We start from the raw sequence: 23,697 nt of genomic DNA on the forward strand, positions 1-23,697 counted from the left end.
CGATCCACCCACGCGGCTCGTCGCCCTCCGCTTCGGGGTGGGCGACCCGGCGCAACGTGGCGCTGGTGGCGCGGGCAGACCTCCCGCGAAAACCGGGACAGCACTCCCGCGCCAGAGGCCCGCCCTAGTCAGGCCGCGCGGATCGTCGCGAGGAAGCGGCCCAGTTCGGCATTGAGATGTTCGGACTGGCGTGACAGCTCCGATGCCGCGCCGAGCACCTGGCTGGCGGCAGCTCCGGTCTCCTCGGCGGCCCCTGCCACGCCCGCGATGTTCACCGTGACCTCACCCGTGCCGGTGGCGGCTTGGGACACGTTGCGGACGATCTCCTGCGTGGCGGCGCCCTGCTCCTCCACCGCGGCCGCGATCGTCGTGGCGACGGCGCTGATCTCCTGGATGCGGGTGGTGATGCCGCCGATCGCCGAGACCGCCTGATCGGTGGAGCCTTGGATCGAGGCGATATGGCCGCCGATCTCCTCGGTCGCCCTGGCGGTCTGGTTGGCGAGTTCCTTCACCTCGGCGGCGACGACGGCAAAGCCGCGTCCCGACTCGCCGGCACGGGCCGCCTCAATGGTCGCGTTCAGGGCCAGGAGGTTGGTCTGGCCCGCAATGGCGCTGATCATCGTGACCACGTCGCCGATCTTCGCCACGGCGCTGTTCAGGTCCTTCACGAGCGTCGCGGTCCGGGCGGTTTCCTCGACGGCGACGTGGGCCAGGCCGGCCGAGGCGCTGACCTGACGGCCGATTTCCTGCACCGACGAGCCGAGCTCCTCGGCTGCGGCCGCCACGGTGGTGACGTTGCAGGCGGCCTGTTCCGCCGCAGCGGCGACGCTCGTGGATTGCGCGGCGGTCTCCGTCGCGGTGCCGGCCATGCTCTGCGCGGTCGCCTGCAACTCCGTCGCCGAACTGGACACGCTCTGAATGATCCCGCCGACGGCGGACTCGAAGCCGTCGGCCATGGACCGCATGGCGGCCTTTCGCTGCGCTTCCGCGCCGGCACGGGCCAGGACGGTCTCATCTTCCAGGGCCTTCATCCGGTGCAATCCGTTCTTGAACACCTGCACGGCGTCGGCGATGCGCCCGATCTCGGTCCTGGCGTTCTGGTGCGGGATGGTCACCGACAGGTCGCCCGCGGCGAGCGCCTGCATCGGCTGCACCACGGAATCGATGCCTCGGCTCACGCCGTAGATGATCATGAAGGCGGACAGGACGGACAGGACGACCGCGACGACGATCGCGGCGATGCCCAGGGTCCGGGCCTCTTCGAAGACCGCCTTGCTCCGTGCCTGCGCCTGATCGGCTCCGACATTGTTCAGGCTCACCAGCTTTTCGAGGGCGTCCGACATGCCCCGACGGATGGTGATCCCCTTGTTCTCGTAGAGGGAGAAAGCCTGTGCCTTCTCCCCGCTGCGGGACAGATCCAGGATGGTCTGGCGGATCGCGGCGAATTTGCCGGACTCGCGCGTGAACGTCTCGTAGAGCTCGCGCTCTTCGGGAGAAGCGATCATCCGCTCGTAGGCGACCTTCTTCTCGTCGATCCTCTTTCCGAACCGCACGAGGTCGCCCTCGATCGTCGCCAGCCTCTGGGAGTCGGTCTCCTGCGTGTGACGCAGCATGACGCCGTTGTTGCGGGCCGTCAGAGTATCGATCTCACCAAGGACACGAACGCTCGGAAGCCAGTTGTTTTCGATGTCGAGAGCTTGCTCGCGCATGCGCTGCGTACTGACGATCCCAAGCACTCCCAGGCCAATCACAAATAAAGTAAGGAGGGAGAATGCCGTGATGAGCTTGGCACGAATCGAGAGTGTCTGGATTGACATGAAAACCTCTTCCTGACCGCGCGCCGCGACGATCAGCCGTTACTTCAGAGTTGACATTCCAGCTGAACAGTTAACGATCACTTGTTGCAGTCGGAAATTTTTCAACATTGACGTAGTATAGTGCCATCCATAGGGCGGCAGGGCATTCCCCGCACCCGCCCCCGATACCCTCGCCTCCGCCACGCCACCGCCGATACGGGTCCCTCGCGTCCCATGTGCTCGCGCCCCATGTGCTCGCGTCCCATGCGCCCAAGCCCCCATCCGACCACATTCGCCTTGCATAGGCGGCACGTCATGGTGCCGCGCGCGCCAGCGAAGGCGGGGATGGTCATGGGCGGTGCTGCAGCGGAGAAGCGGATGTCGCCCCCCGATGCCGGCCATGCGCCCGCCATCGCCTCGGCCCTGCGCACCATCGAGACCGAGTGCGAGGGTCTGCGCTGCCTGATGGAGGCCATCGGCAACGGTCTCGGCACCGCCTTCTCGGACGCCGTCGCCCGCATCTCCACCGCCAAGGGCCGCGCCATCCTCACCGGCATGGGCAAGTCCGGCCATGTCGGCCGCAAGATCGCGGCGACCATGGCCTCCACCGGCACCCCCGCGCTCTATGTCCATCCGGCCGAGGCCAGCCATGGCGATCTCGGCATGATCCAGCCGGAGGACGTCGTCGTCGCCCTGTCGTGGTCGGGCGAGACCACGGAACTCGCCAACATCATCGGCTATGCGCGGCGCTACCGGGTCGGTCTCATCGCCATCACGGCGAATGCCGGTTCGACCCTCGGGCGGGAGGCCGATATCTGCCTGACCCTGCCCAAGGCCCGCGAAGCCTGTCCCAACGGGCTTGCGCCCACGACCTCCACGGCGATGCAGCTTGCCCTGGGCGATGCGCTTGCCATCGCCCTGCTCGAGGCCCGCGGTTTCTCCGCCCGCGAATTCGGCATCTACCATCCCGGCGGACGCCTGGGAGCCTCACTCCGCCAGGTCCGCGAGGTGATGCATGCGGGCGATCAGCTGCCGGTGGTCCGGCGCGGCACGGGCATGCGCGCCGCCATCGCCGAGATCGACGCCAAGGGATTCGGATCGGTGGTGGTGGTGGAGGAGGACGGCCGCCTCGCCGGCATCCTCACCGACGGCGACCTGCGCCGCAACGTGTTCAGGGCCGATCTCGACAGTCTCGTGGTCGAAGCGCTGATGAGCGTCCGGCCGCGCACCGTGAGCCCCGAGACCCTCCTCGCCAAGGCCCTGGAAATCCAGGAATCGATGAAGATCACCTCGCTGATCGTCGTCGAGAACGAACGGCCCGTGGGCCTCGTGCATTATCACGACCTGCTGCGGGCAGGGGTCGCCTGACAACAGGGCCGATTCCGCAAAGACCGGAGCGGATCCGCCCCCGGCCTCGCGATGAGAGCGGACTTTGAGCCGCCTCGTCCCGGCATCACACCGTCAGGCAATCGAGGACCGGCTCCAGCATCCCGTCGATGGCTCCGCGCGCCGCCTCGGCCGGCCCTAGCGCTCCATCAAGGGCGAGCCGCGCGAGACCATGGACCAGGGACCAGCAGGCCATGGCCTTCGGGTCCGGGGCGGCGGGATTGGACGCCGACGGTGGCCCGTCATCCTCGAAAGGGGTTCCGTCCACCGCCGCTTTCAGAAGTCCGAACGCGCGACCGGCCGCCGCCGCATAGGCCGCGTCGCCCGTATCGATCCGCGCGCAGCGCCACATCGTGTCGAATGCGGCCGGGTGGTCGAGGGCGAAGGCGACATAGGCCCGGCCTTGCGCGCGGATACGCCCGTCGCGGTCCATCGCGGCGGAATCGGCCGCCGCCAGCGCGTCACCCAGCATCCGGAAACCCTCCGTCGCCACGGCGGTGAGGAGCCCGCGCGCATCGCCGAAATGATGCTGCGGGGCCGCCGGCGAAACCCCGGCACGGCGCGCCGCCTCCCTCAGGGAGAACCCGTCGATCCCGCGCTCCCGCAGGATGGCCGTCGCCGCCTCGATCAGGGCGGCCCGCAGATCGCCGTGATGGTAGGCGGCTGCCCCGGCCGTTCCGACGCCCTTGGATGGCTTGACAGTGTCAAGATGCTCGCTCATGTTCGATCTATACGATGTCAAGATGAGGTCGGACAAGCCGTGATTTCCGCAGCGAGTCTATTCTCCCTCTGCAGCTCGATCGCCCTTTTCGGCTGGATCGCCCTCGCCATCGCGCTGTTCGCACCTCGGCTCCGACGCGCGACCTGGATCGGCACGGGCCTGGTCCTCCCGGCGCTTCTGGCGGTGGCCTATATCGGCGCCCTGGCGGCGGGGCTGGCCGGGGGCGCGAAGGGCGGCTTCGACTCCATCGAGGCGGTGCGTTCCCTCTTCGCCGACGACCATGCGCTCACCGCCGGCTGGATCCATTATCTCGCCTTCGATCTTTTCGTCGGCGCCTGCATCGCCCGCGCCGGCACCGGGGCGGGGCTCTCGCCCCTGCTGATCCTGCCCTGCCTCGTCCTCACCTTCCTCGTCGGCCCGGCCGGGCTGCTCCTCGCCCTCGTCATCGGATTCAGCACCGGCAGGCTCGGCCTGGCGGCCCGGGCATGAGCGCGTCCGCCCTCACCGGACAGGACCGCCGCCCCACGGCGCTCGCTCGGCTTCGCGCGGACGATCCCGTCCTCACCGCCTTCGGCCTCGCCTGCCTGCTGACCGGCGCCGTCACCCTGGCACTGCCCCTCATCGACGGGCGGCTCATCGACGGCGCCTTCGTCTGGACGAAACCCGGGAAGTTCTTCGTCTCGGTCGGCGTATACGCCCTGACCTTCGCCTGGTTCACCGGCTATGTCCGGCCGGACCATCGCCATTCCCGCTCCCTGCGCACCGGCCGGCTCCTCCTCGTCGTCGCGGGCGGGTTCGAGCTCGGCTACATCACTCTGCAGGCCGCCCGGGCCGAGGCCTCGCATTTCAACGATGGCGATCCGCTTCACGCCATCCTCTACGCGTTCATGGGAATTCTGGCGCTGACCCTGCTCGCTGCCAAGATTCCCCTGGCCATCGCGGTGGCGGTCCGGCCGCTTCCCGGCCTCGAACCGAGCCTGCGCCTGGCGGTGGTTCTCGGCCTCGCCATGACGGTGATCCTCGGGGCCGCCACCGGCATCGCCCTCAGCGCCAACCGCAGCCATGCGGTCGGCCCGATCGGCGCGGCATGGCCGCTCCTCGGCTGGAACCGGGCGGGCGGCGATCTCAGGATCGCGCATTTCCTCGGCATGCACGGGGAACAGATCCTGCCGCTCGTAGCCGCCGGCTTCATGGCCCTGGGCTGGCCCCGGCGACGGGCGCTTGTGACGCTGGTGGCCTGCCTCCTGTGCGGCCTCATCGCGACTGCCTGGATCCAGGCCGGACGGGGCCTCGCCTTTCCTTTTGGTTGAGCGCGTTCTTCCCGCCACGACGTGGCGGGCGGCGCTTTGATGCGGCGGCGCGCTCGCCTATGGTGACGGCAATGCCGCCCGTGCTCCGCCCCGTCCGCCGCCTCGACCCGATCCTCGTGGACCGAATCGCCGCGGGCGAGGTGGTGGAGCGCCCGGCCTCCGCCGTGAAGGAACTGGTGGAGAACGCCATCGATGCGGGCGCCGCCAGCATCGAGGTGACGATCGAGGCGGGGGGCCGCCGGCTGATCCGCGTGGTGGATGACGGCGCCGGCATGAGCGCGGAGGATCTCGCCCTCGCGGTGGAGCGCCATGCCACCTCGAAACTCCCCGGCGGTGACCTGACCCGCATCGATTCCCTCGGCTTTCGCGGCGAGGCATTGCCCTCCATCGGGGCGGTGGCCCGCCTCTCCCTCACCAGCCGCACGGCGGAGGCCGAGACCGGATCGACCCTGGTGGTCGATGCCGGCATCAAGGGCGAGGTCCGCCCCGCACCGAGCCCGCGCGGCACGCGGATCGAAGTCACGGACCTGTTCTCGGCGACGCCGGCGCGGCTGAAATTCCTCAAATCCGACCGCGCCGAGGCGCTGGCCATCGCCGATGGGTTGCGGCGCCTCGCCGTGGCGCAGCCGCGGATCCGCTTCGCCCTCCGCTCCGAGAGCGGCAGCCCCCTCGTCTTGTCCGCCGAGACCGGCGACGACGCGGCCCTGCGGAGGCTCACGGCGGTGCTGGGGCCGGATTTCGGCGCGAGTTCCGCCCCCCTCCAGATGGCGCGGGAGGGCTTCGCCCTGTCCGGCCATATCGGCCTGCCGAGCTACCATCGCGGCGCGGGCAACCAGATCCATTTCACCGTCAACGGCCGCCCGGTCCGGGACCGCCTGCTGCTCGGTGCCGTGCGCGGGGCCTATGCCGACACGATGAGCGCCGACCGCCATCCGGTGCTCGGCCTCGCCATCACCTGCGACCCGGCCCTCGTCGATGTGAACGTCCATCCCGCCAAGACCGAGGTGCGCTTCCGCGAGCCGGGCCTCGTGCGCGCCCTCATCGTCAGCGCCATCCACGAGACCCTGCGGCAGGTCGGAGCGCGCAACGCCAGTACCGGCGCGGCCCGGACCCTGGACGCCCTGCGTCCGGGCCATGCTTCACCGTCGCTACGGCCGGCGATGACGGCGCATTCGGGGCGCGGCGCCTGGTCGGGCAGGGCAGCGATCCCGCCCGGCCTGCCCTCGTTCGGCGCGCCCGCCGGCCATGCGCCGGCATCGTCCTTCGGGGCGGGTGGGGGTCTGTTCGAGGCGCCACAAGCGAAATTCGACCGGTCCGAGGCCGGGTTCGGGGACCATGCGCAGGCGCTGTTCTCCGCCGATCTCGCGCCGCCCGGGGCCGATCTGCGCCAGCCGGAGATCGAACCGCCCGAGAGCGAGCATCCCCTGGGGGCCGCCCGCGCGCAGCTTCACGAGACCTACATCGTCGCGCAGACCCGCGACGGGATCGTCCTCGTCGACCAGCACGCGGCCCATGAGCGCCTCGTCTACGAGCGGCTGAAGCGCGAGCGCGCCGCCGGCGGCATCGCCCGGCAGGGCCTCCTTATCCCCGACGTGGTGGAGATGGCGCCCCAGGAGGCCGAGCGCCTGATCGCGGCCGCCCCCGACCTCGACCGTCTCGGCCTCACCCTCGAGGCCTTCGGCACCGGCGCGGTCCTCGTGCGCGAGGTTCCCGTGGCGCTGGCCGATGCGTCCACCCGCCGTCTCCTGGAGGACATCCTCGACGCCCTCGACGCGAGCGGCCTGGAGGAGGGGAGCGCGGACGGAACCGAGGGCGGCCCCCTCGGTCGGCGCCTCGACGCGATCCTCTCGCGCATGAGCTGCCACGGTTCGATCCGCGCCGGACGCCGCCTGCGGCCCGAGGAGATGAACGCCCTCCTGCGCGAGATGGAGGCGACCCCGTTCGCCGGCACCTGCAATCACGGCCGCCCGACCTTCGTGGAACTGAAGCTCCACGATATCGAGCGGCTGTTCGGCCGGCGCTAGAGAGTTGCGCCGGCTCTTCGGTCCTCAGGCGGCCGCGAGAGCGGAGGCGGCTTCGAGCGCCCCGGCGAGGGCCTTCTCCCGGGCCTCGGGGCCGAGGGCGATCCCCTCGGCGATGATGAAGTCCGGGTTGGTGATGCCGATGAAGCCGAGGACGACCCTCAGATAAGTCTCGGCATGCTCCGCCGAGGCGGCGGGTGACCCCGGACCATAGAGGCCACCGCGCGCCACGGCGACGATGACGCGCTTCTCGGGCACGAGGCCGACGGCGCCGCTCTCGGTGTATTTGAAGGTCTGTCCGGCCACGAGGATGCGGTCGATCCAGGCCTTGAGCTGGGTCGAGATCGTGAAATTGTAGAGCGCCGCGCCGATCACCACGATGTCGGCGGCCAGGAACTCGGCCAGGACCGTGCGGCCGAGCGCGACGTCGTTCTGGATGTCGGGCGTGTTGGTAGCGTTGGGCTGATGGCCCGCCAGATAGGCGCCGGAGAGATGCGGGATCGGCGTGGCGGCCAGATCGCGATAGGTCGTGTTAAGATCGGGTGCCCCCGCCTGGAGACGGGCGACGATGGCGGCCGAGACGGCGCGGCTGACGGAATGCTCGCCCAGGATGCTGCTGTCGATGTGCAGAAGGTTCATGTTCGATCCTCGGTATCAGAAATATACCGAGGCGCTATAGATAACCGGAGCGGCCCATGCGCAAGGAGGCACATTCGTGGAACCCGGTCACAGCGACGTAACCGAGGCACAGGCCCCTCACCGCCCCGGCGATTGCCGGGTGGTCGGTACGGTGCTGGCGCGAGTGGGCGACAAATGGAGCATCCTCGTGGTGATGACGTTGACGGATGGGCCCCGGCGCTTCAACGAATTGAAGCGGATCATCGGCGGCATCTCGCAGCGGATGCTCACCTTCACCCTGCGCGGCCTGGAGCGCGACGGCCTGGTCTCCCGCACCGTCACTCCGACGATCCCGCCCCGCGTGGATTACGAACTCACCGCCCTCGGCCGCTCCCTCCAGGTACCGGTTCAGGCGCTGGGCAGCTGGGCCTTCGCGAACCTGCCCGCGATCCACGCCGCGCGGACCCGTTTCGACACAGGCAGCGAGACGGACCCGGCCTGAATCCGGGACATTCGACGGGCGTGACAGCGAGAAGACCAGCCGATCAGGTCCAGTAGAGGATCCGGGCGAAAGGGAGTTCGCGCGCCACGGCGGCGGTGATCGTCTCCCGCATCGTCCGCATGAGGTCGCGGGGATAGACATACTTCACCGAGCCGAACTTGGTGAGTTTGCGACTGCGCTCGTCCTCCCGCATCGGCAGGTCGGAGCCGGGATACCAGCCCTCGAGCACGTCCTTCGATCCCGGTGTGAACCGGTGCGTGATGAGTTCCACGGTGAGGTCGGGATCGGGCAGGGCGGACAGCGCATCCGCCACCTCCCGCAGGAGCCCTCCATAGGCGTCCGGCCAATCGGCAACGGCGATGATCGGCGCGATGGTGAGACCGACCGGGTAGCCGGCCCGCGCCATGGCACCGAGGGCCCGCAGGCGGGCATCGAGACTGGCGGTGCCGCCCTCGTAGCGCGCGGCGGCACGGGCGTTGAGGGAGAACCGCACGCGGGTCCGGCCCCGATGGGGCAGCGCCAGAAGGGGTTCGACCGCGGCGAATTTGGTCGTGAACCGCAGTTGCACCGCCGCGTCCCAGGCGCCGAAATGCGTGATCGCCGCCGAGAGCGAGCCGGTCAGGTGCTCGATGCCGAGGGGATCGGTGTAGCACGAGGCCTCGAACGTGGTGCCCTCCTCGACGCGGCCGGCCTGGGCCGAGGTGACGCCGCCCTGGCCGAGATAGGCCGGCAGGTTCCCGAGGATCGCGTCGAGATTGGCGTAGGCCCGCGTCACCGGCGGGCCGGAGAGGGAGCCGGCGAGGTAGCAATATTGGCAATGGGCCGGGCAGCCCTCGGCAAGATCGAAGCGCCAGTCGGCACTGGGCGGGATCGGCTGCAGCCGCAGCTTGCTCGGGGGCGCCACCACGATGGCGAGGGTGGCCTTCGCCTCGCGATAGGCCCGGCGCGGATCCTCGTCGCGCAGGCCCGTGAGGCGGTTGTTCTTCAGGCGCTCCACCGGGAGACCGAGCGCCTCGGCCCGCGCCAGCATCGCGCGGCCATGGGCATGCTCCAGGGCCGCCGGCGTCACCAGCACTCGGCGTGGCCGCCACAGGCGGGAGTCACGCGGAGCATCCCCCGGCTCGGCCTTCGCCGGTTCGGCCGTGACGGGATCGCGCGTGGCGTCATCGAGGACCATGCCGGGGCAACGCAGCGACGATGCCCCGGGGTTCCCGGCGCGCGCCGGGGCCGCAGGGCCGACGGTTCAGGCCTGGAAGCGCGCGAAAGCCAGGGCGGTGTCGCCGTAGACCCGGCGCTCCAGTTCGGTGAAGCCGGAGGGCAGCGCGACGCTGGCGCCCGCCGCCTCCTCCACCACCACCAGGGCGCCGGGGGCGAGCCACCCGCCATGGGATGCGCTGGACAGGGCGGCCGGCGCGAGGTCCCGGTTGTAGGGGGGATCGCAGAAGACGAGGGTGAAGGTCCCGCTGGTCCCGGCGGGGCCGAGCTTGGTCGCATCGCGGCGGAACAGCCGGGTCTTGCCGGCGCAGCCCAGGGCATCGATGTTCTCGCGGATCAGACCGCGCGCCTCCGCCCCCTCGTCCACCAGGAGGGCGTAGCTCGCCTCGCGGGACAGGGCCTCGAAGCTCAAGGCCCCGGTTCCGGCGAAGAGATCGAGGACCCGCGCACCGGCCACCGCGTCGTCATAGGCATGGGCGAGGACGTTGAAGAGCGCCTCGCGCAGACGGTCCGAGGTCGGCCGGATCGCGTCCGATTTCGGGGTGGCGAGGCGGCGTCCACGCAGGTCGCCGCCGACGATCCTCACCGCGAGCCGCCACGGGGCGGACGTCCGCCGCCGCCACCGGGCTTGCCGCCCGCGCCACCGCCGCGATTGCCGAACCCACCGGGCTTGGCCGAACCGCCGGGCCGGGACGAACCACCGGCCTTGAAGCCGCCAGGCCTGCTGGCTCCAGCGGGTCTGCCCGATCCGCCGGGCTTGCTGAACCCACCCGGCTTTCCGAACCCACCGGGCTTGCCGAACCCGCCGGGCTTACCACCCGGCCGGAAACCGCCACGATCGGCGCCCGAGCGTTCGGCGCCGATGTCACGGTCGCCGCCCTGGCGCTCGTCGGAGCGGCCCTTGAAGCCCGCTCCTTTGAAGCCGCCGGGCTTGAATCCGCCCGGTCGGCCGCCGCCGGGACGATCGTCTCCGCCGCGATTGAAGGCCGGCTTCTCGCTGCGGAATCCCGCGGGCCTGTCCCCACGCGGCTCGCCGCGATTGAAGGCCGGCCGCTCAGCCCGGTCGTTGAAGCCGCCGCCGTCGCGGGGCTTGAAGCTGCGCGGACGCTCGTCGCCGCCACGAGGCGGACCGCGCCGCTCGGCGCCATCGGGCCGCCCGAAACCGCCGCGCGGCGCATCGTCCCGGCGCGGAGGCCTGGCGTCGCTGCGCGGAGGTCTGGCGTCGCCGTCGAACCGGCGCTGCGGTGGCCGGGCATCGGTCTCCTCGCGGCGGGCCGCCTTGGCATCGGATTGGCGCAGCGTCCGGACCGGACGCTCGGCGGCGCCCGTGTCGTCACGGCGGGCGCCCCGGTCGCGGCGATGCGGCTCGGGGGCCGGCTCCTGCGGGCTGGCCTTCAGGCGTTCCACCAGGACCCGGCGCTCGCCGGTATTGATCGCGCCGACGCGCTCGCGGCCGCGGGCAGCGGAGGCCTCACGTTCGGCCTTGGGATCGGCGCCACGGCGGGGGATCTTGACCCGGCGCGCACCGTCCTCCTGCGGCGCGGCCTCTTCGGCGTGCCAGACCGAGCGGCGGGGGCCGGCGCTGTTGCCGCCGGTGGGCACGCGGGCCGGCTCGGCGGGCCTGCGCAGGGGGCGGTCGCCGCCCCGATCACGGTCACCGCCGCGGTCGCCGCCCCGCGGGGCGTCGTCATAGCTGCGGCCGGCACTCCTCGCCGCGGCCGCCGAGGCGCTGCGGGCGGGCTGCTTGGTCTGCTGCTGAGCCGCCTTTGGCGAGCCGAACGGGGCGATCGGCTCACGGTTGGGGCTGGTGAAATCGACGCCGGCCTGGTCGGCCAGGGTCGGGCCCAGCTGCTCCTTGAGCACCTTGGTGCGGATCTCCTCGACGAGGCCCACTTCGAGATCGCCGAGCTGGAAGGGGCCGAAGGACAGGCGGATCAGCCGGTTCACGGCCAGACCCAGATGTTCGAGGATGCGCTTGACCTCGCGGTTCTTGCCCTCGCGCAGGCCGAGCGTCAGCCAGAGATTGTCGCCCGAGGACCGGTCGAGGACCGCATCCACCGGGCCGTAATCCATGCCGTCGATGGTCACGCCCTTACGCAGCTTGTCGAGTTCGGCCTGATTCGTGTCGCCATGCGCGCGGACGCGGTAGCGCCGCAGCCAGCCGGTATCGGGATGGGCGATCACCTTGGCGAGGCCGCCGTCGTTGGTGAGCAGCAGCAGGCCTTCGGTGTTGATGTCGAGACGGCCGATGGCGACCACGCGCGGCAGATCCTCGGGCAGGGCCTCGAAGACGGTCTGGCGCCCTTCCGGGTCGCGGGCCGTGGTCACGAGGCCCCGCGGCTTGTGATAGATCCACAGCCGGGTCCGCTCGCGGGCGGGCAGGGGCTCGCCATCGACGGTGATCTCGTCCGCATCCGTCACGTTGATCGCCGGCGAGGTCAGCACCTTGCCGTTGAGGGTGACACGGCCCTCGGCGATCATCGCCTCGACGTCGCGACGGGACGCGATGCCGGCGCGGGCGATCGCCTTGGCGATGCGGTCGCCCTCGGGCGTCGCCGGATCGGAACCAGCGGCAGAATCAGTGTCCACGGGCTTAGCCGCCGGCCTCGGCAAGGCGGCCTTGCGGCGCAGGGGGGCGTCGCCGCCCCTGGCGAGCGCGGCCCGGCGTGGCGCCGGCTGCTCTTCGGCGGACGGGCCGGGCACGCCCGCATCGGTCGCCGGGGACCACGCTTCGCCGGAAACGTTGTTGGTCTCGGGCGCGTCCTCGGACCCGCCCGTCTGTTCGTCTGTCTTGTCGCTCATCCCAGCCCCATAACAGAGCGGAGGCGAGGTTGCGAGCGATTGCGCGTGGAGCGGCCTACCCGCAGAGCAAGGGGGCGTTGCAGCCGCATACGAAGAAGGCGGCCTCCCGGCCGCCTTCGCATACGTATTCGCTATTGCTCGATGCCAAAGCTCAGAGCTTGCTCTTCACCGTGTCGGCAGCGCTCTTGACGCCGTCCTTGGCGTCGCCGACGGTCTTCTGGGCTTCGCCCTTCAGTTCCTGGGCCTTGCCTTCGGCCTTGAGCTTGTCGTTGTCCGTGGCATTGCCGATGCCCTGCTTCACGTTGCCGACGGCTTCGTTGGCGAGACCCTTGATCTTGTCGGTGGTGCTGCTCATCGTCTGCTCCTGAAAAGATCCTGCGGCCTTGCCGCGTCGGGAAGGAAACGGCCCCGTCGCCGCGAGGTTCCTGCCGGGCTTGATCACGGGATCTCGACTCGGTCATTTACTCAACGAAGCCAGAAGCTTGGGCCCGACGATCATGACTGTGCCCGTCTCCTTGAAGGCCGCGACCGATCCGCTGAGCCTCGCCTTCGACGCCGCCCGGCGCGCGGCCATGGAGGGAGAGGTGCCCGTGGGGGCCGTGATCGTGCGGGACGGTACGATCCTCAGCGTCGCCCATAATCGCCCCCGTGGGCTGCGCGATCCCACCGCCCATGCGGAGATCCTGGCGATCCGCGCCGCCTGCGCCGCCATCGACGACGAGCGCCTGATCGGCTGCGACCTCTACGTCACCTTGGAGCCCTGCCCCATGTGCGCTGGCGCCATCTCGTTCGCGCGCATCCGCCGGGTCTATTTCGCGGCCCTCGATCCGAAGGGCGGGGGGGTCGAACACGGCCCACGGGTCTTCAACCAGCCCACCTGCCACCATGCGCCGGAGGTCTATGGCGGCTTGCGCGAGGCGGAGGCCGCCACGCTCCTGCGCGATTTTTTTCGCGATCGGCGGGAAGGCTGAGGCCAGGAGCCTTCCCGGGCACTGGGACGTTCGGCAACAGACCCTCAACATCCGGAGATGTCCCATGGTCCCGACCTATCAGCGTGCCCTCATCGTCGGCGCCGGCGAAGGCTTGAGCGCCTCGCTGGCGCGGCGCCTGTCCCACGAAGGCCTGCGCCTCGGTCTCGCCTCGCGCTCCATCGGCAAGCTCGAAGGGCTGGCGGCCGAGACCGGGGCCGCCCTGCATTCCTGCGATGCCGTCGACCCGTCGGAGGTTGAGGCGCTGTTCGCCCGGATGGAACCGGCTCTTGGCGGCCCGCCCGACGTGGTGATCTACAATGCCAGCGGCCGCTTGCGCGGCGCCATCGCCGATCTCGATCCGGACGCGGTGCGTCACGCCCTGATGGTCTCGGCCTATGGCGGCTTCCTCGTGGCCCAGGCCGCCGCGCGGCGCATGCTGCCGGGGCGGCACGGCGCGATCCTGTTCACGGGGGCGTCGGCGAGCGTGAAGGGCTATGCCGAATCCGCGGCCTTCGCCATGGGCAAGTTTGCCCTGCGCGGCCTGTCCCAGAGCCTGGCGCGGGAACTCCAGCCGAAGGGCATCCATGTCGCCCATTTCGTCATCGACGGCGGGATCCGCAGCGCCTCCCGCCCCGAGACCGCGGATGCACCCGACAGTCTGCTTGACCCCGACGCCATCGCCTCGGCCTATTGGGACGTCCTGCGCCAGGACCGCAGCGCCTGGACCTCAGAAATCGCTTTGCGTCCGTGGGTGGAGCGGTTCTGAGCCGCCTGAGAGCGCCTCAGAACCAGCCAGCCTTCAGGCCGCCGCCAGCGGCTTCGAGACATCCTCCAGGGACTTGCCCTCGGCGGCCGTGCCCCAGATCCCGCCGACGATGGCGGCGATCAGCATCAGCACGGCACCGATGCCGTAGCCGATCAGCACGTTGTCGCGGGATCCCGTCTCCACCAGGGCGCCGAACAAGAGCGGGCCGGAGACGCCGCCGATGCCGGTGCCGAGCGCGTAGAACACCGCGATGGCGAGCGCCCGGATCTCGAGGGGGAAGGTCTCGGCCACGGTGAGGTAGGCGGCAGAGGCCGCGGCGGAGGCGAAGAAGAACACCACCATCCAGGCCGCCGTCTGACCGACGGGGCCGAACACCTCGATCTTGAACAGGTAGCCGGTGATGGTGAGCAGCACCGCCGAGATGCCGTAGGTGAAGGCGATCATCTGGCGGCGGCCGATCGTATCGAACAGGCGGCCGAGCAGCAGCGGGCCGAGGAACGATCCCAGCGCGAAGGGCAGCAGGTACCAGCCGACATGGTCGCCCGGCACGCCGTAGAAGCGCTGGAGCACGAGGGCGTAGGTGAAGAACAGGGCGTTGTAGAAGAACGCCTGCGCGATCATCAGGGCGAGGCCCACCAAGGTCTGCTTACGGTAGCCGACCAGCATGGTGCCGAAGACTTCCTTGAGCGGCGTGTGGCTGCGGGTCCTCAGCTTCATCCGCTTGGATTCGTCCACCGGCGGCAAGGTGATGCCCTCGTCGGTGAAGCGCTTCTCGATGCTGGTGACGACCCTGTCCGCCTCGGCGACGTAGCCGTGGGTGGCGAGCCAGCGCGGGCTCTCAGGAATCCAGGTCCGCAGCAGCAGGATCACGAGGCCGATGCCGCCCCCGACGAAGAAGGCGATGCGCCAGCCCCAGGCCGGGTCGATCATGCCGGGACGCAGCACGGCGATGGAGAGGAAGGAGCCCAAGGCCGCCCCGATCCAGAACGAACCGTTGATGACGAGATCGGTCCAGCCGCGCACGCGGGCCGGGACGAGTTCCTGAATGGTGGAGTTGATGGCGGTGTATTCGCCGCCGATGCCCGCGCCGGTGAGGAACCGGAAAATGCAGAAGCTGTAGATGTTCCAGGACAGGCCCGTGGCCGCGGTGGCCGCGAGGTACAGGGCCAGCGTGATGAAGAACAGCTTCTTGCGGCCGATCCGGTCGGTGAGCCAGCCGAAGCCGAGCGCCCCGACCACCGCGCCGACAAGATAGGAACTCGCCGCCAGACCGATATCGAACTCGGTGAAGCTCATCGGCTCGGCCCGCAGGGCCCCCACGAGGGAGCCCGCCAGAGTAACTTCGAGGCCGTCGAGCACCCAGGTGATGCCGAGGGCCACGATGACGAGGATGTGGAAGCGTCCCCAGGGCAACCGGTCGAGACGAGCGGAAATATCGGTGTCGATCACCGTGCCCATCGGAACCCGCTCAGGCGGGGCGGAGCCCGGCTTTGCCTCGACCATACTCGTCATCGACGCCTCGTTAACTCTCGGACACGAATGTTGTTGGCAATGAACGGCCAAGCCTCGCGGTTCCGTCGGCGTCTTTACCTGTTCACGCTTCACTCAGGGCACTCGTCTCCGGGTGCCTCGACCGATGAATCCCCGTCTTCTCGCCGCCATCCTCGCCACCACAGTGCTTGCGGGTGCCGCGCTCGCAGCGTCGCCGCTGCGCGCCAACGAGGTCTCGCACAGGCCGCCGCGCGGCGCCGAAGGCTGGCGCCTGCGCCCCGCCGACGTGACGACGACGGGAAGCACCGTTGCCGCGATCAAGGACCGCCCGACCGCCGACATTCCGGCGGAGCGGCGCGCCGTGCGGGTGGTCTATCCCGGCCTCCTCGCCGACCGGTGAGCACCCGGCCCGGCCGCGCCGGCGCCCTTCGACAGTGCGGAGACGAGCCTCCACCGTGGGTCGACCATTCGGCGGTCGCTCCACTTAGCTCCAGGTAAGGGTAAAGGGCAGTTTTCCGAAGATTGGGCGCGCACGGCGCCGTGGCGGTTCGACAATTCACAGCATCATATACGAGCTCACAGATCGGAACTCGAGATACAGATACAAAGACGGAATTGATAATATTGATCCGCTATTCCGATAAATCGATTTCTCTCCACACTGGAAATAATTGAATCACAAATCAGTCCAACAGAATAGTATATGTGATTATAAATTAAGATTATTAAAAGTATATCATATTATAAATATGGTATTTGTTCCATATTATATTATCGATGACAGAATCAATGGCCGGAAACGGGCCGGCGGCCTTTCTACCAGGCTGGACCCTCGCCCCATGGCACACCGTTCTTCTATTACCCATATTCAACACTTCTCATTTATACGAAAAATTGACCCTGCGGGTTGACGGTCTCGCAAGCCCACGGGCTGCAGGGTCTGGTCTGGTGAAGGGTCAGAAACGATGCTGGGACGCCTCGCGGACAAGATATCCTTCCGGCACCAGATCAGCCTGTTCGCCGGGGCGGTCGGCCTGTCCATCGTCGCCGCGAGCACGCTGGGCTCCGCATTGCTGGCGCGCGGGCAAGCCACAGAGATGGCGCAGAACGCCCTGCTACAGGTGGCGCGCTCCGTTGCCGATCGCCTGGACCAGGACATGGCGGAGCGCCTGCGCGAGATCCGCAACGTGGCGGCGCTCGATCCGCTGCAGCCCCACTGGATGGAAGAGACCGGAAGTCTGCGCAAAGTCCTTCAGACGATGCAGAAAACCCTCCCGGACTATGCCTGGATCGGCTTTGCCGACGCGACCGGAAAGGTCCACGCTGCGACCGGCGGCATCCTGGAAGGCGCGAATGTCGGCCAGCGTCCCTGGTTCATCGATGGGATGAAGGGCGCGGTCGCTGAGGACGTTCACGTTGCGGCCCTGCTGCAGAGCCTGCTCAAGCCAAATGCCGACAAGACTCCGTTCCGGTTCGTCGATTTCGCATCTCCCGTCACCGATGCATCGGGCCGGATCATCGGCGTCCTGGGAAGCCATCTCAGCTGGAGCTGGGCGGACGTGGTGCGACGGGAAGTCCTGTCCTCGCGCAGGCCGGAGTTGAAGGAGGAGATCGTCGTCCTCGACCGGACCGGCCGCGTGCTCCTCGGACCGGCGCTCGGGACGACACCCTACGCCCCGGCCGATCTCGCGGCGGGCCATTTCATCGCGAGCGGCCCGGACGGCGAACGGCTCGCCGCCGTCTCGGCCACCCGCGGCCGGGGCGACTATACCGGCCTCGGCTGGATCGTGGTCGCCCTCCAGCCGATGGATACGGCGCTCGCCGGCGCCCACCGACTGACCCTCCTCATCACCCTGATCGGCCTCGGCGCGGCGGCGATCGGCGTTATCGGCATCTTCCTGGTGGTCGCGCGCCTGAGCCGCCCGCTCACACACCTCACGGATGCGGTAGACCGGATCGGCCGTGAGCCGAATGCGACGATGACCGAGCGGGTCCATGGCTCGCCCGAGGTGCTGCGCCTGTCCGCCGCCGTCAGGTCCTTGCTGAGACGGATCGGCACCGCCGAGGCCGATGCGCGTGACGTCGAGACCGAGGCGTCACGGGCGGTGCAGGCCGCGCAGGACCGGGTCAAGCGCATCGGAGCCGACCTCCAGGCCATGCAGCTCATCGCCAACAAGGACGCTCTCACGGGCCTCCTCAACCGGCGCGCATTCCTTCCCCTCGCGAAGGAGGCCTTGAACGACTTCAAGTTCTATCGCCGCCCCATCGCGGTGCTGATGATCGACATCGACCATTTTAAGCGGGTCAACGACCGGTACGGACATCCGGCGGGCGATGTGGTCATCCGCAAGGTCGGCTCCATCATCAACGACACCATCAGGACGACGGACAAGGTCGCACGCTTCGGCGGCGAGGAGTTCGTCGTCCTGCTCGGCGACAGCAGCGCCCTCGGCGCGGCGCTGATCGCGGAGCGCATTCGCCAGAGCGTGGCCAGCACCGTGTTCGAGCCCGACAACAATCGCCTTCTGGCGACGATCAGCATCGGCATCGCCGAGGCGGAATCGTCCGACAAGGACATCGACCGCACCATCGAGCGCGCGGACCGTGCCCTCTACGAGGCGAAATCTCGGGGACGCAATTGCATCCACACCTTCACGGCGGACATCGCCGACCTGAGATCGGTGGCATAGCCGATCTTCAGGATCCTATGCCCGCCCCAAATTCGAGGGCGGCGGGATTCATGCCTGTTTCCCTCGGGCCACGGCCTACGGCATTCACACATTTCGCGAGACCACGGGTCCCCTCTCCTGAAAGGAGAGGGAGCCCGTCGCGCCTCATGTCGAACCCTCTTGGGTAGCGAATCGACCGTCGAGCAGATGTGCGAATCCTGTAGGGCCACGGCCCCGAGGCCGTCACCTTTCGGCGATCCGCGGATCGAGGGCGTCGCCGAGGCCGTCACCGAGGACGTTGAGAGCCACCAGGGTCGAGACGAGGAAGGCGGCGGGTCCGGCGAGCATCCACGGGGCGGATTCGAGGGCGCGCGCGCCCTCCGCGATGAGCGCGCCCCAGCTCGTGGCCGGTTCCTGCACCCCGAGGCCGAGGAACGACAGGAAGCTCTCCAGCAGGATCACCCTGGGCACGAGGAGGGTCGCCGCCACCGTGACGGGGCCGAGCGTGTTCGGGACGATGTGCCGGCGCAGGATCGCCGCCGTGGACAAGCCGAGGGCCTCCGCCGCGCGGACGAAATCGCGATGACGCAGGGAAAGGGTCTGGGCGCGGACGAGGCGGGCCATGTCGAGCCATTCCACCGCGCCGATGGCCACCAGGATCAGCCCCAATCCGGAACGGAAGAACACCAGCAGCATGATCACGAAGAAGACGAAGGGCAGCGCGTAGAGCATGTCGACGACGCGCATCATCACCGCGTCGGCGGCGCCGCCGAGATAGCCGGCGAGCGCTCCGTAGCCGATCCCGATGAGGAGCGCCACGGCGGTGGCGACGGCCCCGATGAGGAGGGAGACACGCCCGGCGACAAGACTCCGGGTAAGGATGTCCCGCCCCAGCATGTCGGTGCCCATGAGGAAGCGCAGGCGCCGCAGCGGAGCCTCGACCACGAGGCGGCGCCCCCCGTCCCGGCGCTCGACGATGGTGGCGGGGCCGAACAGGTCCGAGCGGGGCAGATAGACCAGGACCCGTTCGTCGATGGGCGTGGCATCGATGGGCTTGGCATCGATGGATTGGGAAACACCCGAAAACACCATGCGGACCGTGCCGCCGGTGACCGCGATGTCGGAGACCGCGAGCCGCATGCGGAAGGCGAGGCGGGTGAGGGCGGGGGCGATCTCGTCGGGTCCGGGATGGGCGGCGAGGCCCGGCGCGGTGCGCACGAGGTCGGGGTAGATCCGCCCAGGCTCGTGGCCGGTGAGAAGCGGCCCGACGAGGCAGGCGAGCGTCATCGCCATGAGGACCAGAAAGGCGGCAAGGGCACCGCGGTTGCGCGCGAAGCGGGTCCAAGCGCGCCTCATCGGGCCGTCCTCAGGCGCGGATCAAGGAGGGCGCAGACGATGTCGGCGACGATGTTGAGGAGGGTGACGAACACGGCCACCAGCACCACGGTCCCCATCACCAGGGTGTAGTCGCGGTTGAGCGCCCCGTCGACGAAGGCGCGGCCGATGCCGGGCAGGCCGAAGATCGTCTCCACCACGACGGAGCCGGTGAGCAGCGCGGCGGCGGTCGGCCCGAGGACGGACACAACGGGCAGCAGCGCCCCGCGCAGGGCATGGCGGGCGATGCGGTGGGGCGGCAGGCCCATGGCGCGCATGGTGCGGACCGGCTGGGCATTCAGGGTCTCGTTGAGCGAGACCCGTGTCAGGCGGGCGATGGCGCCGACCTGCGGCAGGGCGAGGGTGAGGACGGGAAGCACGAGATGCGACGGCGCGCCGCCCTCCCAGCCTCCCACGGGGAGCCAGCGCAGGGTCAGCCCGAACACGATCTGGAGCAGCGGCGCCACGACGAAGTTGGGCACCGCCAGGGTCAGCCCGGCAACAAGGCCGATGGCCCGGTCGATCCATCCACCGCGTCGCAGAGCGGCCCAGCTTCCCAAGCCGATCCCACAGGCCAGCGCCAGGACGAGGGCGAGGCCGCCCAGGGTCATGGAGACGGGCAGGCCGCGCGCGAAGAGATCCGCGACGGTAAGGTCGCGGAACGAGAACGACGGGCCGAGATCGCCCCGCATCAGCGCACCGAGATAGCGCCCGTACTGGACGAGAAGCGGCTGATCGAGGCCGTAGACGGCAGCAAGGTTGCGCATCGCCGCCGGCGGCAGCGGACGTTCCAGGTCGAACGGGCCTCCGGGGGCGAGGCGGATGAGAAAGAAGCTGCCGGTGACCACGAGGAACAGGGTCGGGACTGCCTGGGCGAGGCGGCGCAGGATAAGACCGATCATGCCGCCGCCGGCCTCACGGTTCGAGCCTCAGGAAGCGCGTCGGCGATGCGTTGCGCAGGTTCGGATGGTAGCCGGTGAGACGGGGCGAGATTAGCGCCTTCGAGCGGGTATGGAGCAGCGGGATCCAGGGCAGGTCCCGCAGGACGATCGTCTCGGCGCGAAACAGGATGTCGGCACGCGCCGCGATATCGCGCTCGGAGGCCGCTTCGCGCATCAGCCCGTCATAGGCCGGATTGCTGTAACGGCCGGGGTTGAGCCCGTCATTGCCGGTCTCCAGCAGGAACAGGAAGTTCTGCGGATCGGAGTAATCGGCGAACCAGGACATGCGGGCGACATCGAAATCGCCGCCGTCGCGCAGATGGGCGAAATGGGTCTTGGCATCGGTATAGACGAGACGCGTCTCGACGCCGATGCCCCGCCACATGTCGGTGATAGCGACCGCCGCGTTACGGTTGTTGTCGGTGCTGTTGAAGCGATACTCGACGCGGAGGGGCTTGCCGCCCGGGCCGAACCCGGCCTCGGCGAGGAGTGAACGCGCCTCCTCCTCGCGGTCGATGGGCAAGGCGTTGCGGCCTTCGAGTTCCGGCGGCGCGCGGTAATTGTCGAGGCCCGGCGGGCACAGGGAATAGGCCGGCGCCATGGTCTCGCCCCACAGCCTCTCGGCCAGGAACTCGCGGTCGATCACCAGGGACAGCGCCCGGCGCAGGCGGACGTCGTCGAAGGGGGGCTTGCGGGTGTTGACGGCCAGGGCATAGAGCCCGAGCGACGGTCCGAGGACGACCTGACCGCCGAACCTCGCCTTGAGGGAGGCCATCTGGTCGCCGGGCAGGTCGGCCAGGGAATCGATCTCGCCGGCGGCGTAGCGGCGAACCGCGCTGGACAGGTCCGGCGTCGGCAGGAAGGCCACGGTCTCGATGGCGATCCCGTCCGCCGCGTGGAAATGCGGGTTGCGCCGCAGGGTGATGCGGTCGTTCGGCACCATGTCCACGAGGGCGTAGGCGCCGTTGCTCACGAGGTTGCCCGGTCGGGTAAAGGCATCGCCGAAGCGGGCGATCGAGGGCGGATGCACCGGCAGGGAGGTCTGGTGAGTGAGGAGTTCGAGGAGGTAGGGCGTCGGCCGGTCGAGGGTGACGACCAGGGTCCGTGCATCCAGCGCCGATACGCCGAGCGTTTCCGGCGCCGCCTCGCCCTGATTCACCGCGCGGGCGTTCTTCAGGGGATACAGCACCTCGGCATATTTCGCCGCCGTCTCCGGGGCCATGATCCGGCGCAGTCCGAAGACGAAGTCGGCCGCCACCACCGGATCGCCGTTCGACCAGCGCCCGTCGTCGCGCAGGTGGAACGTGTAGGTCAGGGCGTCGTCGGAGACGGTCCAATGCGTCGCGGCGCCGGGAATGAGAGCGCCGTGATTGTCGTAGGTGAGCAGCCCCTCGTAGAGGTCGCGCAGGATGTGCGCCTCCGCCACGGTGGAGGATTTGTGCGGGTCGAGGGTCTCGGGGTCGGCATCGTTGCCGCGCCGGTAGACGGAGGACGCCGCCGCGCGCACCGATCCGGCTCCGGCCACGAGCAGGGCGCCGCCGCCGAGAAGGCAGGCGCGCCGGTCCGGGCGCATGACAGCGTTCAGGCGCCGGTCTGCGCGGTAAAGCCGGCCGCCTCGATCCCGGCGAGGGCACAGAGCTCGTCGTTGTCGGAGGTATCGCCCGAGATGCCGACGGCACCGATGACCGCATCACCATCACGGATCAGGACACCGCCTGGCACCGGCACGAGCGCGGCGGGCCCGACGAGATGGCTCACGGCCGCGACGAAATAGGCCTGCTCCTCCGCCCGCTTGTGGATCGCGCGGCCGCCGAGGCCGAGCGCCAGGCAGCCATTGGCCTTGCCCATGGCGACCTCCGCCCGGCGCAGGGACGTGCCGTCCTCGGCGGCCATGGCCTTGAGCGCACCGCGCGCATCGTAGACCACCACCGCGAGGGGCTTCAGGCTGTGCGAGCGCGCCGTCTCGAGGGCAGTGGCGACGATGCTCTGGGCGGCGGCGAGGGTGAGGTCGGGCATCGGCTTACCGGGGGATGAGGTCACGGGTCATACCGGACGTACCCCGGCCGTCGATGCCGGACCAGCCCCGGCCTCACCCGTCGCGGTCGGCCAGGAACGTATCGTAGTGCCGCGTCACCGATGCCAGATCCTCGAAATGCGGGAAGGCCCCGGTGGGCAGGACGTCGACGGTCCAGTTCGGACGGCCGGCGACACGGTCGGCATGGCGGTAGTCGACGAAATCGCCGCGCACCCCGTGGATCATCCAGACTGGGAGGGTGAGCGCCTCGTAGAGCCGACCCGGCGCATCGGGAAACAGGGCGCCGGACAGGAACGAGAACGGCGCATGCCGTGCGCCAGGACGATGCGCCGAGGCCTGATCGTAGGCGAGCAGGCCCTCGTCGATGTCCTTCGAGCCCCAGGTCTTCTCCAGGAAGAAGCGCATGCTCGGCCGGGTCACGAGGAGATCGAACAACGGCTCTCCCCAGAGCGGCGCGTTCAACATCGCCCGAGCGACGGCGCCGCCATGCCGGGTCCGGTCGCGATGCCGGCCGACGAAGCGGGAATCGAAGCCGGTGGGGCTGATCAGGCCGAGGCTGCGATAATCGCCCGGCGCCTCGAGAGCGGCGGCGGCGAGGTACTCGCAGGACAGGGACAGGGCGACGGCATCGATCTGACCGCCGCCGTGTCGCGCACGGATCTCGGCGGTGACGGCCTGGATCGCATCGGTCATCAGGCGGGGCGTGTAGACCCGGTCGCTGCGCTCCGAAAAACCGAAACCCGGCAGGTCGAGGGCATAAACCGGGCGGCTCCCCGCGTAATGCCGGTAGAACGGACGGATCTCATAGGCATTCGCCGCCGCGTTGACCGAGTGGATCAGCAGCAGCGGAACGCCCGGCGCGGTGGCGTCGCCATAGAGGCCGATATCCCCGGCCGGCGTTTCCAGGCGCTCGTGCCGTCCCGGCAGGGCGGGATGCAGCGTCTGATCGTGGTCGATCCCGAAGCGGCTCCATGCGATCCATGCGCCCGCCGCGCCGAGGGGCAGGAGAGCGAGCTTGGCGGCGAGGCCCGCGCGGGAAGCGGGTCTGTCGCGGCGGATCGGTGCGGGCATCGTGTCGT

Annotated in this window: 22 protein-coding genes; 9 read left to right on the forward strand and 13 right to left on the reverse strand. The window is 69.4% G+C overall.

Annotation, left to right across the window (positions count from 1 at the left end; genetic code table 11):
• Positions 1-128: 128 nt before the first annotated feature.
• Positions 129-1,817 (reverse strand): methyl-accepting chemotaxis protein, encoded by a 1,689-nt coding sequence (locus FPV16_RS11165; protein WP_227438260.1) that lies wholly within the window; start codon positions 1,815-1,817, stop codon positions 129-131.
• A gap of 357 nt (positions 1,818-2,174) precedes the next feature.
• On the opposite strand from FPV16_RS11165, the gene FPV16_RS11170 reads away from it, so the two are divergent.
• Positions 2,175-3,164 carry a KpsF/GutQ family sugar-phosphate isomerase gene (locus FPV16_RS11170; RefSeq protein WP_227438261.1) on the forward strand — a complete coding sequence of 330 codons (990 nt, stop codon included), beginning with the start codon at positions 2,175-2,177 and terminating at the stop codon, positions 3,162-3,164.
• An 85-nt stretch (positions 3,165-3,249) separates the two neighbouring features.
• Here the strand turns inward: FPV16_RS11170 and FPV16_RS11175 are convergent, their stop codons facing one another.
• A complete protein-coding gene (locus FPV16_RS11175) occupies positions 3,250-3,903 on the reverse strand; it encodes a TetR/AcrR family transcriptional regulator (RefSeq protein ID WP_227438262.1) in 654 nt (217 codons plus the stop codon).
• 39 nt (positions 3,904-3,942) lie between these two features.
• On the opposite strand from FPV16_RS11175, the gene FPV16_RS11180 reads away from it, so the two are divergent.
• From FPV16_RS11180 to mutL, 3 genes are all read left to right on the forward strand, one after another.
• Positions 3,943-4,392 (forward strand): abscisic acid-deficient protein Aba4 family protein, encoded by a 450-nt coding sequence (locus FPV16_RS11180; protein ID WP_227438263.1) that lies wholly within the window; start codon positions 3,943-3,945, stop codon positions 4,390-4,392.
• Entirely contained in the window at positions 4,389-5,213 is an 825-nt protein-coding gene (locus FPV16_RS11185) for a hypothetical protein (protein ID WP_227438264.1), read from the forward strand. The genes FPV16_RS11180 and FPV16_RS11185 overlap by 4 nt, the downstream gene beginning before the upstream one ends.
• A 71-nt stretch (positions 5,214-5,284) precedes the next feature.
• On the forward strand, positions 5,285-7,237 hold the full coding sequence (gene mutL / locus FPV16_RS11190; RefSeq protein WP_227438265.1) for a DNA mismatch repair endonuclease MutL: 1,953 nt from the start codon (positions 5,285-5,287) through the stop codon (positions 7,235-7,237).
• Between the two features lie 24 nt (positions 7,238-7,261).
• Here the strand turns inward: mutL and FPV16_RS11195 are convergent, their stop codons facing one another.
• Positions 7,262-7,873: an FMN-dependent NADH-azoreductase gene (locus tag FPV16_RS11195; RefSeq protein ID WP_227438266.1), complete on the reverse strand. Its 612-nt coding sequence runs from the start codon at positions 7,871-7,873 to the stop codon at positions 7,262-7,264.
• Positions 7,874-7,949: 76 nt separating this feature from the next.
• Between FPV16_RS11195 and FPV16_RS11200 the strand changes: the two genes are divergently transcribed.
• A complete protein-coding gene (locus FPV16_RS11200; RefSeq protein WP_227438267.1) occupies positions 7,950-8,354 on the forward strand; it encodes a winged helix-turn-helix transcriptional regulator in 405 nt (134 codons plus the stop codon).
• Positions 8,355-8,397: 43 nt separating this feature from the next.
• Here FPV16_RS11200 and FPV16_RS11205 read toward each other — a convergent pair whose 3' ends face one another.
• From FPV16_RS11205 to FPV16_RS11220, 4 genes are all read right to left on the reverse strand, one after another.
• Positions 8,398-9,531 (reverse strand): spore photoproduct lyase family protein, encoded by a 1,134-nt coding sequence (locus tag FPV16_RS11205; RefSeq protein ID WP_227438268.1) that lies wholly within the window; start codon positions 9,529-9,531, stop codon positions 8,398-8,400.
• A gap of 66 nt (positions 9,532-9,597) precedes the next feature.
• Positions 9,598-10,155, reverse strand: coding sequence for a 16S rRNA (guanine(966)-N(2))-methyltransferase RsmD (rsmD, locus tag FPV16_RS11210; protein ID WP_227438269.1), 558 nt, complete (start codon positions 10,153-10,155; stop codon positions 9,598-9,600).
• Positions 10,152-12,371: a pseudouridine synthase gene (locus FPV16_RS11215; protein ID WP_227438270.1), complete on the reverse strand. Its 2,220-nt coding sequence runs from the start codon at positions 12,369-12,371 to the stop codon at positions 10,152-10,154. Before FPV16_RS11215 ends, rsmD begins: the two co-directional genes overlap by 4 nt.
• A 151-nt stretch (positions 12,372-12,522) precedes the next feature.
• A complete protein-coding gene (locus FPV16_RS11220; protein WP_227438271.1) occupies positions 12,523-12,726 on the reverse strand; it encodes a CsbD family protein in 204 nt (67 codons plus the stop codon).
• Between the two features lie 142 nt (positions 12,727-12,868).
• Between FPV16_RS11220 and FPV16_RS11225 the strand changes: the two genes are divergently transcribed.
• Positions 12,869-13,342 carry a nucleoside deaminase gene (locus FPV16_RS11225; protein WP_227438272.1) on the forward strand — a complete coding sequence of 158 codons (474 nt, stop codon included), beginning with the start codon at positions 12,869-12,871 and terminating at the stop codon, positions 13,340-13,342.
• Positions 13,343-13,406: 64 nt separating this feature from the next.
• Positions 13,407-14,108 (forward strand): SDR family NAD(P)-dependent oxidoreductase, encoded by a 702-nt coding sequence (locus FPV16_RS11230; protein ID WP_227438273.1) that lies wholly within the window; start codon positions 13,407-13,409, stop codon positions 14,106-14,108.
• A gap of 33 nt (positions 14,109-14,141) precedes the next feature.
• On the opposite strand, the gene FPV16_RS11235 is transcribed toward FPV16_RS11230, so the two are convergent.
• Positions 14,142-15,620, reverse strand: a complete 1,479-nt coding sequence (locus tag FPV16_RS11235) for an MFS transporter (RefSeq protein WP_227438274.1) — start codon at positions 15,618-15,620, stop codon at positions 14,142-14,144.
• A gap of 124 nt (positions 15,621-15,744) precedes the next feature.
• Between FPV16_RS11235 and FPV16_RS11240 the strand changes: the two genes are divergently transcribed.
• On the forward strand, positions 15,745-15,999 hold the full coding sequence (locus tag FPV16_RS11240; RefSeq protein ID WP_227438275.1) for a hypothetical protein: 255 nt from the start codon (positions 15,745-15,747) through the stop codon (positions 15,997-15,999).
• A 565-nt stretch (positions 16,000-16,564) separates the two neighbouring features.
• Complete coding sequence (locus tag FPV16_RS11245) at positions 16,565-18,289, forward strand: diguanylate cyclase (RefSeq protein WP_227438276.1); 1,725 nt, start codon at positions 16,565-16,567, stop codon at positions 18,287-18,289.
• 222 nt (positions 18,290-18,511) lie between these two features.
• Here the strand turns inward: FPV16_RS11245 and FPV16_RS11250 are convergent, their stop codons facing one another.
• From FPV16_RS11250 to FPV16_RS11270, 5 genes are all read right to left on the reverse strand, one after another.
• The gene (locus tag FPV16_RS11250) at positions 18,512-19,624 is read right to left on the reverse strand and encodes an ABC transporter permease (RefSeq protein WP_227438277.1); all 1,113 of its coding nucleotides are present in this window, start codon (positions 19,622-19,624) and stop codon (positions 18,512-18,514) included.
• Positions 19,621-20,544, reverse strand: a complete 924-nt coding sequence (locus FPV16_RS11255) for an ABC transporter permease (RefSeq protein ID WP_227438278.1) — start codon at positions 20,542-20,544, stop codon at positions 19,621-19,623. Before FPV16_RS11255 ends, FPV16_RS11250 begins: the two co-directional genes overlap by 4 nt.
• Positions 20,545-20,557: 13 nt before the next feature.
• Entirely contained in the window at positions 20,558-22,156 is a 1,599-nt protein-coding gene (locus FPV16_RS11260; protein WP_227438279.1) for a peptide ABC transporter substrate-binding protein, read from the reverse strand.
• Between the two features lie 8 nt (positions 22,157-22,164).
• A complete protein-coding gene (locus FPV16_RS11265) occupies positions 22,165-22,599 on the reverse strand; it encodes a GlcG/HbpS family heme-binding protein (protein WP_227438320.1) in 435 nt (144 codons plus the stop codon).
• A gap of 73 nt (positions 22,600-22,672) precedes the next feature.
• On the reverse strand, positions 22,673-23,689 hold the full coding sequence (locus FPV16_RS11270) for an alpha/beta fold hydrolase (protein ID WP_227438280.1): 1,017 nt from the start codon (positions 23,687-23,689) through the stop codon (positions 22,673-22,675).
• Between the last annotated feature and the right edge of the window lie 8 nt (positions 23,690-23,697).

It is taken from the genome of Methylobacterium sp. W2, from assembly GCF_020662345.1.
Classification (GTDB): domain Bacteria; phylum Pseudomonadota; class Alphaproteobacteria; order Rhizobiales; family Beijerinckiaceae; genus Methylobacterium.

Bases quoted from the DNA above. Each gene is read 5' to 3' on its own strand.
- FPV16_RS11165 (WP_227438260.1), bottom strand. From the start codon at position 1,817: ATGTCAATCCAGACACTCTCGATTCGTGCCAAGCTCATCACGGCATTC.
- FPV16_RS11170 (WP_227438261.1), top strand. From the start codon at position 2,175: ATGTCGCCCCCCGATGCCGGCCATGCGCCCGCCATCGCCTCGGCCCTG.
- FPV16_RS11175 (WP_227438262.1), bottom strand. From the start codon at position 3,903: ATGAGCGAGCATCTTGACACTGTCAAGCCATCCAAGGGCGTCGGAACG.
- FPV16_RS11185 (WP_227438264.1), top strand. From the start codon at position 4,389: ATGAGCGCGTCCGCCCTCACCGGACAGGACCGCCGCCCCACGGCGCTC.
- mutL (WP_227438265.1), top strand. From the start codon at position 5,285: ATGCCGCCCGTGCTCCGCCCCGTCCGCCGCCTCGACCCGATCCTCGTG.
- FPV16_RS11195 (WP_227438266.1), bottom strand. From the start codon at position 7,873: ATGAACCTTCTGCACATCGACAGCAGCATCCTGGGCGAGCATTCCGTC.
- FPV16_RS11205 (WP_227438268.1), bottom strand. From the start codon at position 9,531: ATGGTCCTCGATGACGCCACGCGCGATCCCGTCACGGCCGAACCGGCG.
- FPV16_RS11215 (WP_227438270.1), bottom strand. From the start codon at position 12,371: ATGAGCGACAAGACAGACGAACAGACGGGCGGGTCCGAGGACGCGCCC.
- FPV16_RS11220 (WP_227438271.1), bottom strand. From the start codon at position 12,726: ATGAGCAGCACCACCGACAAGATCAAGGGTCTCGCCAACGAAGCCGTC.
- FPV16_RS11225 (WP_227438272.1), top strand. From the start codon at position 12,869: ATGACTGTGCCCGTCTCCTTGAAGGCCGCGACCGATCCGCTGAGCCTC.
- FPV16_RS11230 (WP_227438273.1), top strand. From the start codon at position 13,407: ATGGTCCCGACCTATCAGCGTGCCCTCATCGTCGGCGCCGGCGAAGGC.
- FPV16_RS11235 (WP_227438274.1), bottom strand. From the start codon at position 15,620: ATGACGAGTATGGTCGAGGCAAAGCCGGGCTCCGCCCCGCCTGAGCGG.
- FPV16_RS11240 (WP_227438275.1), top strand. From the start codon at position 15,745: ATGAATCCCCGTCTTCTCGCCGCCATCCTCGCCACCACAGTGCTTGCG.
- FPV16_RS11245 (WP_227438276.1), top strand. From the start codon at position 16,565: ATGCTGGGACGCCTCGCGGACAAGATATCCTTCCGGCACCAGATCAGC.
- FPV16_RS11250 (WP_227438277.1), bottom strand. From the start codon at position 19,624: ATGAGGCGCGCTTGGACCCGCTTCGCGCGCAACCGCGGTGCCCTTGCC.
- FPV16_RS11255 (WP_227438278.1), bottom strand. From the start codon at position 20,544: ATGATCGGTCTTATCCTGCGCCGCCTCGCCCAGGCAGTCCCGACCCTG.
- FPV16_RS11260 (WP_227438279.1), bottom strand. From the start codon at position 22,156: ATGCGCCCGGACCGGCGCGCCTGCCTTCTCGGCGGCGGCGCCCTGCTC.
- FPV16_RS11265 (WP_227438320.1), bottom strand. From the start codon at position 22,599: ATGCCCGACCTCACCCTCGCCGCCGCCCAGAGCATCGTCGCCACTGCC.
- FPV16_RS11270 (WP_227438280.1), bottom strand. From the start codon at position 23,689: ATGCCCGCACCGATCCGCCGCGACAGACCCGCTTCCCGCGCGGGCCTC.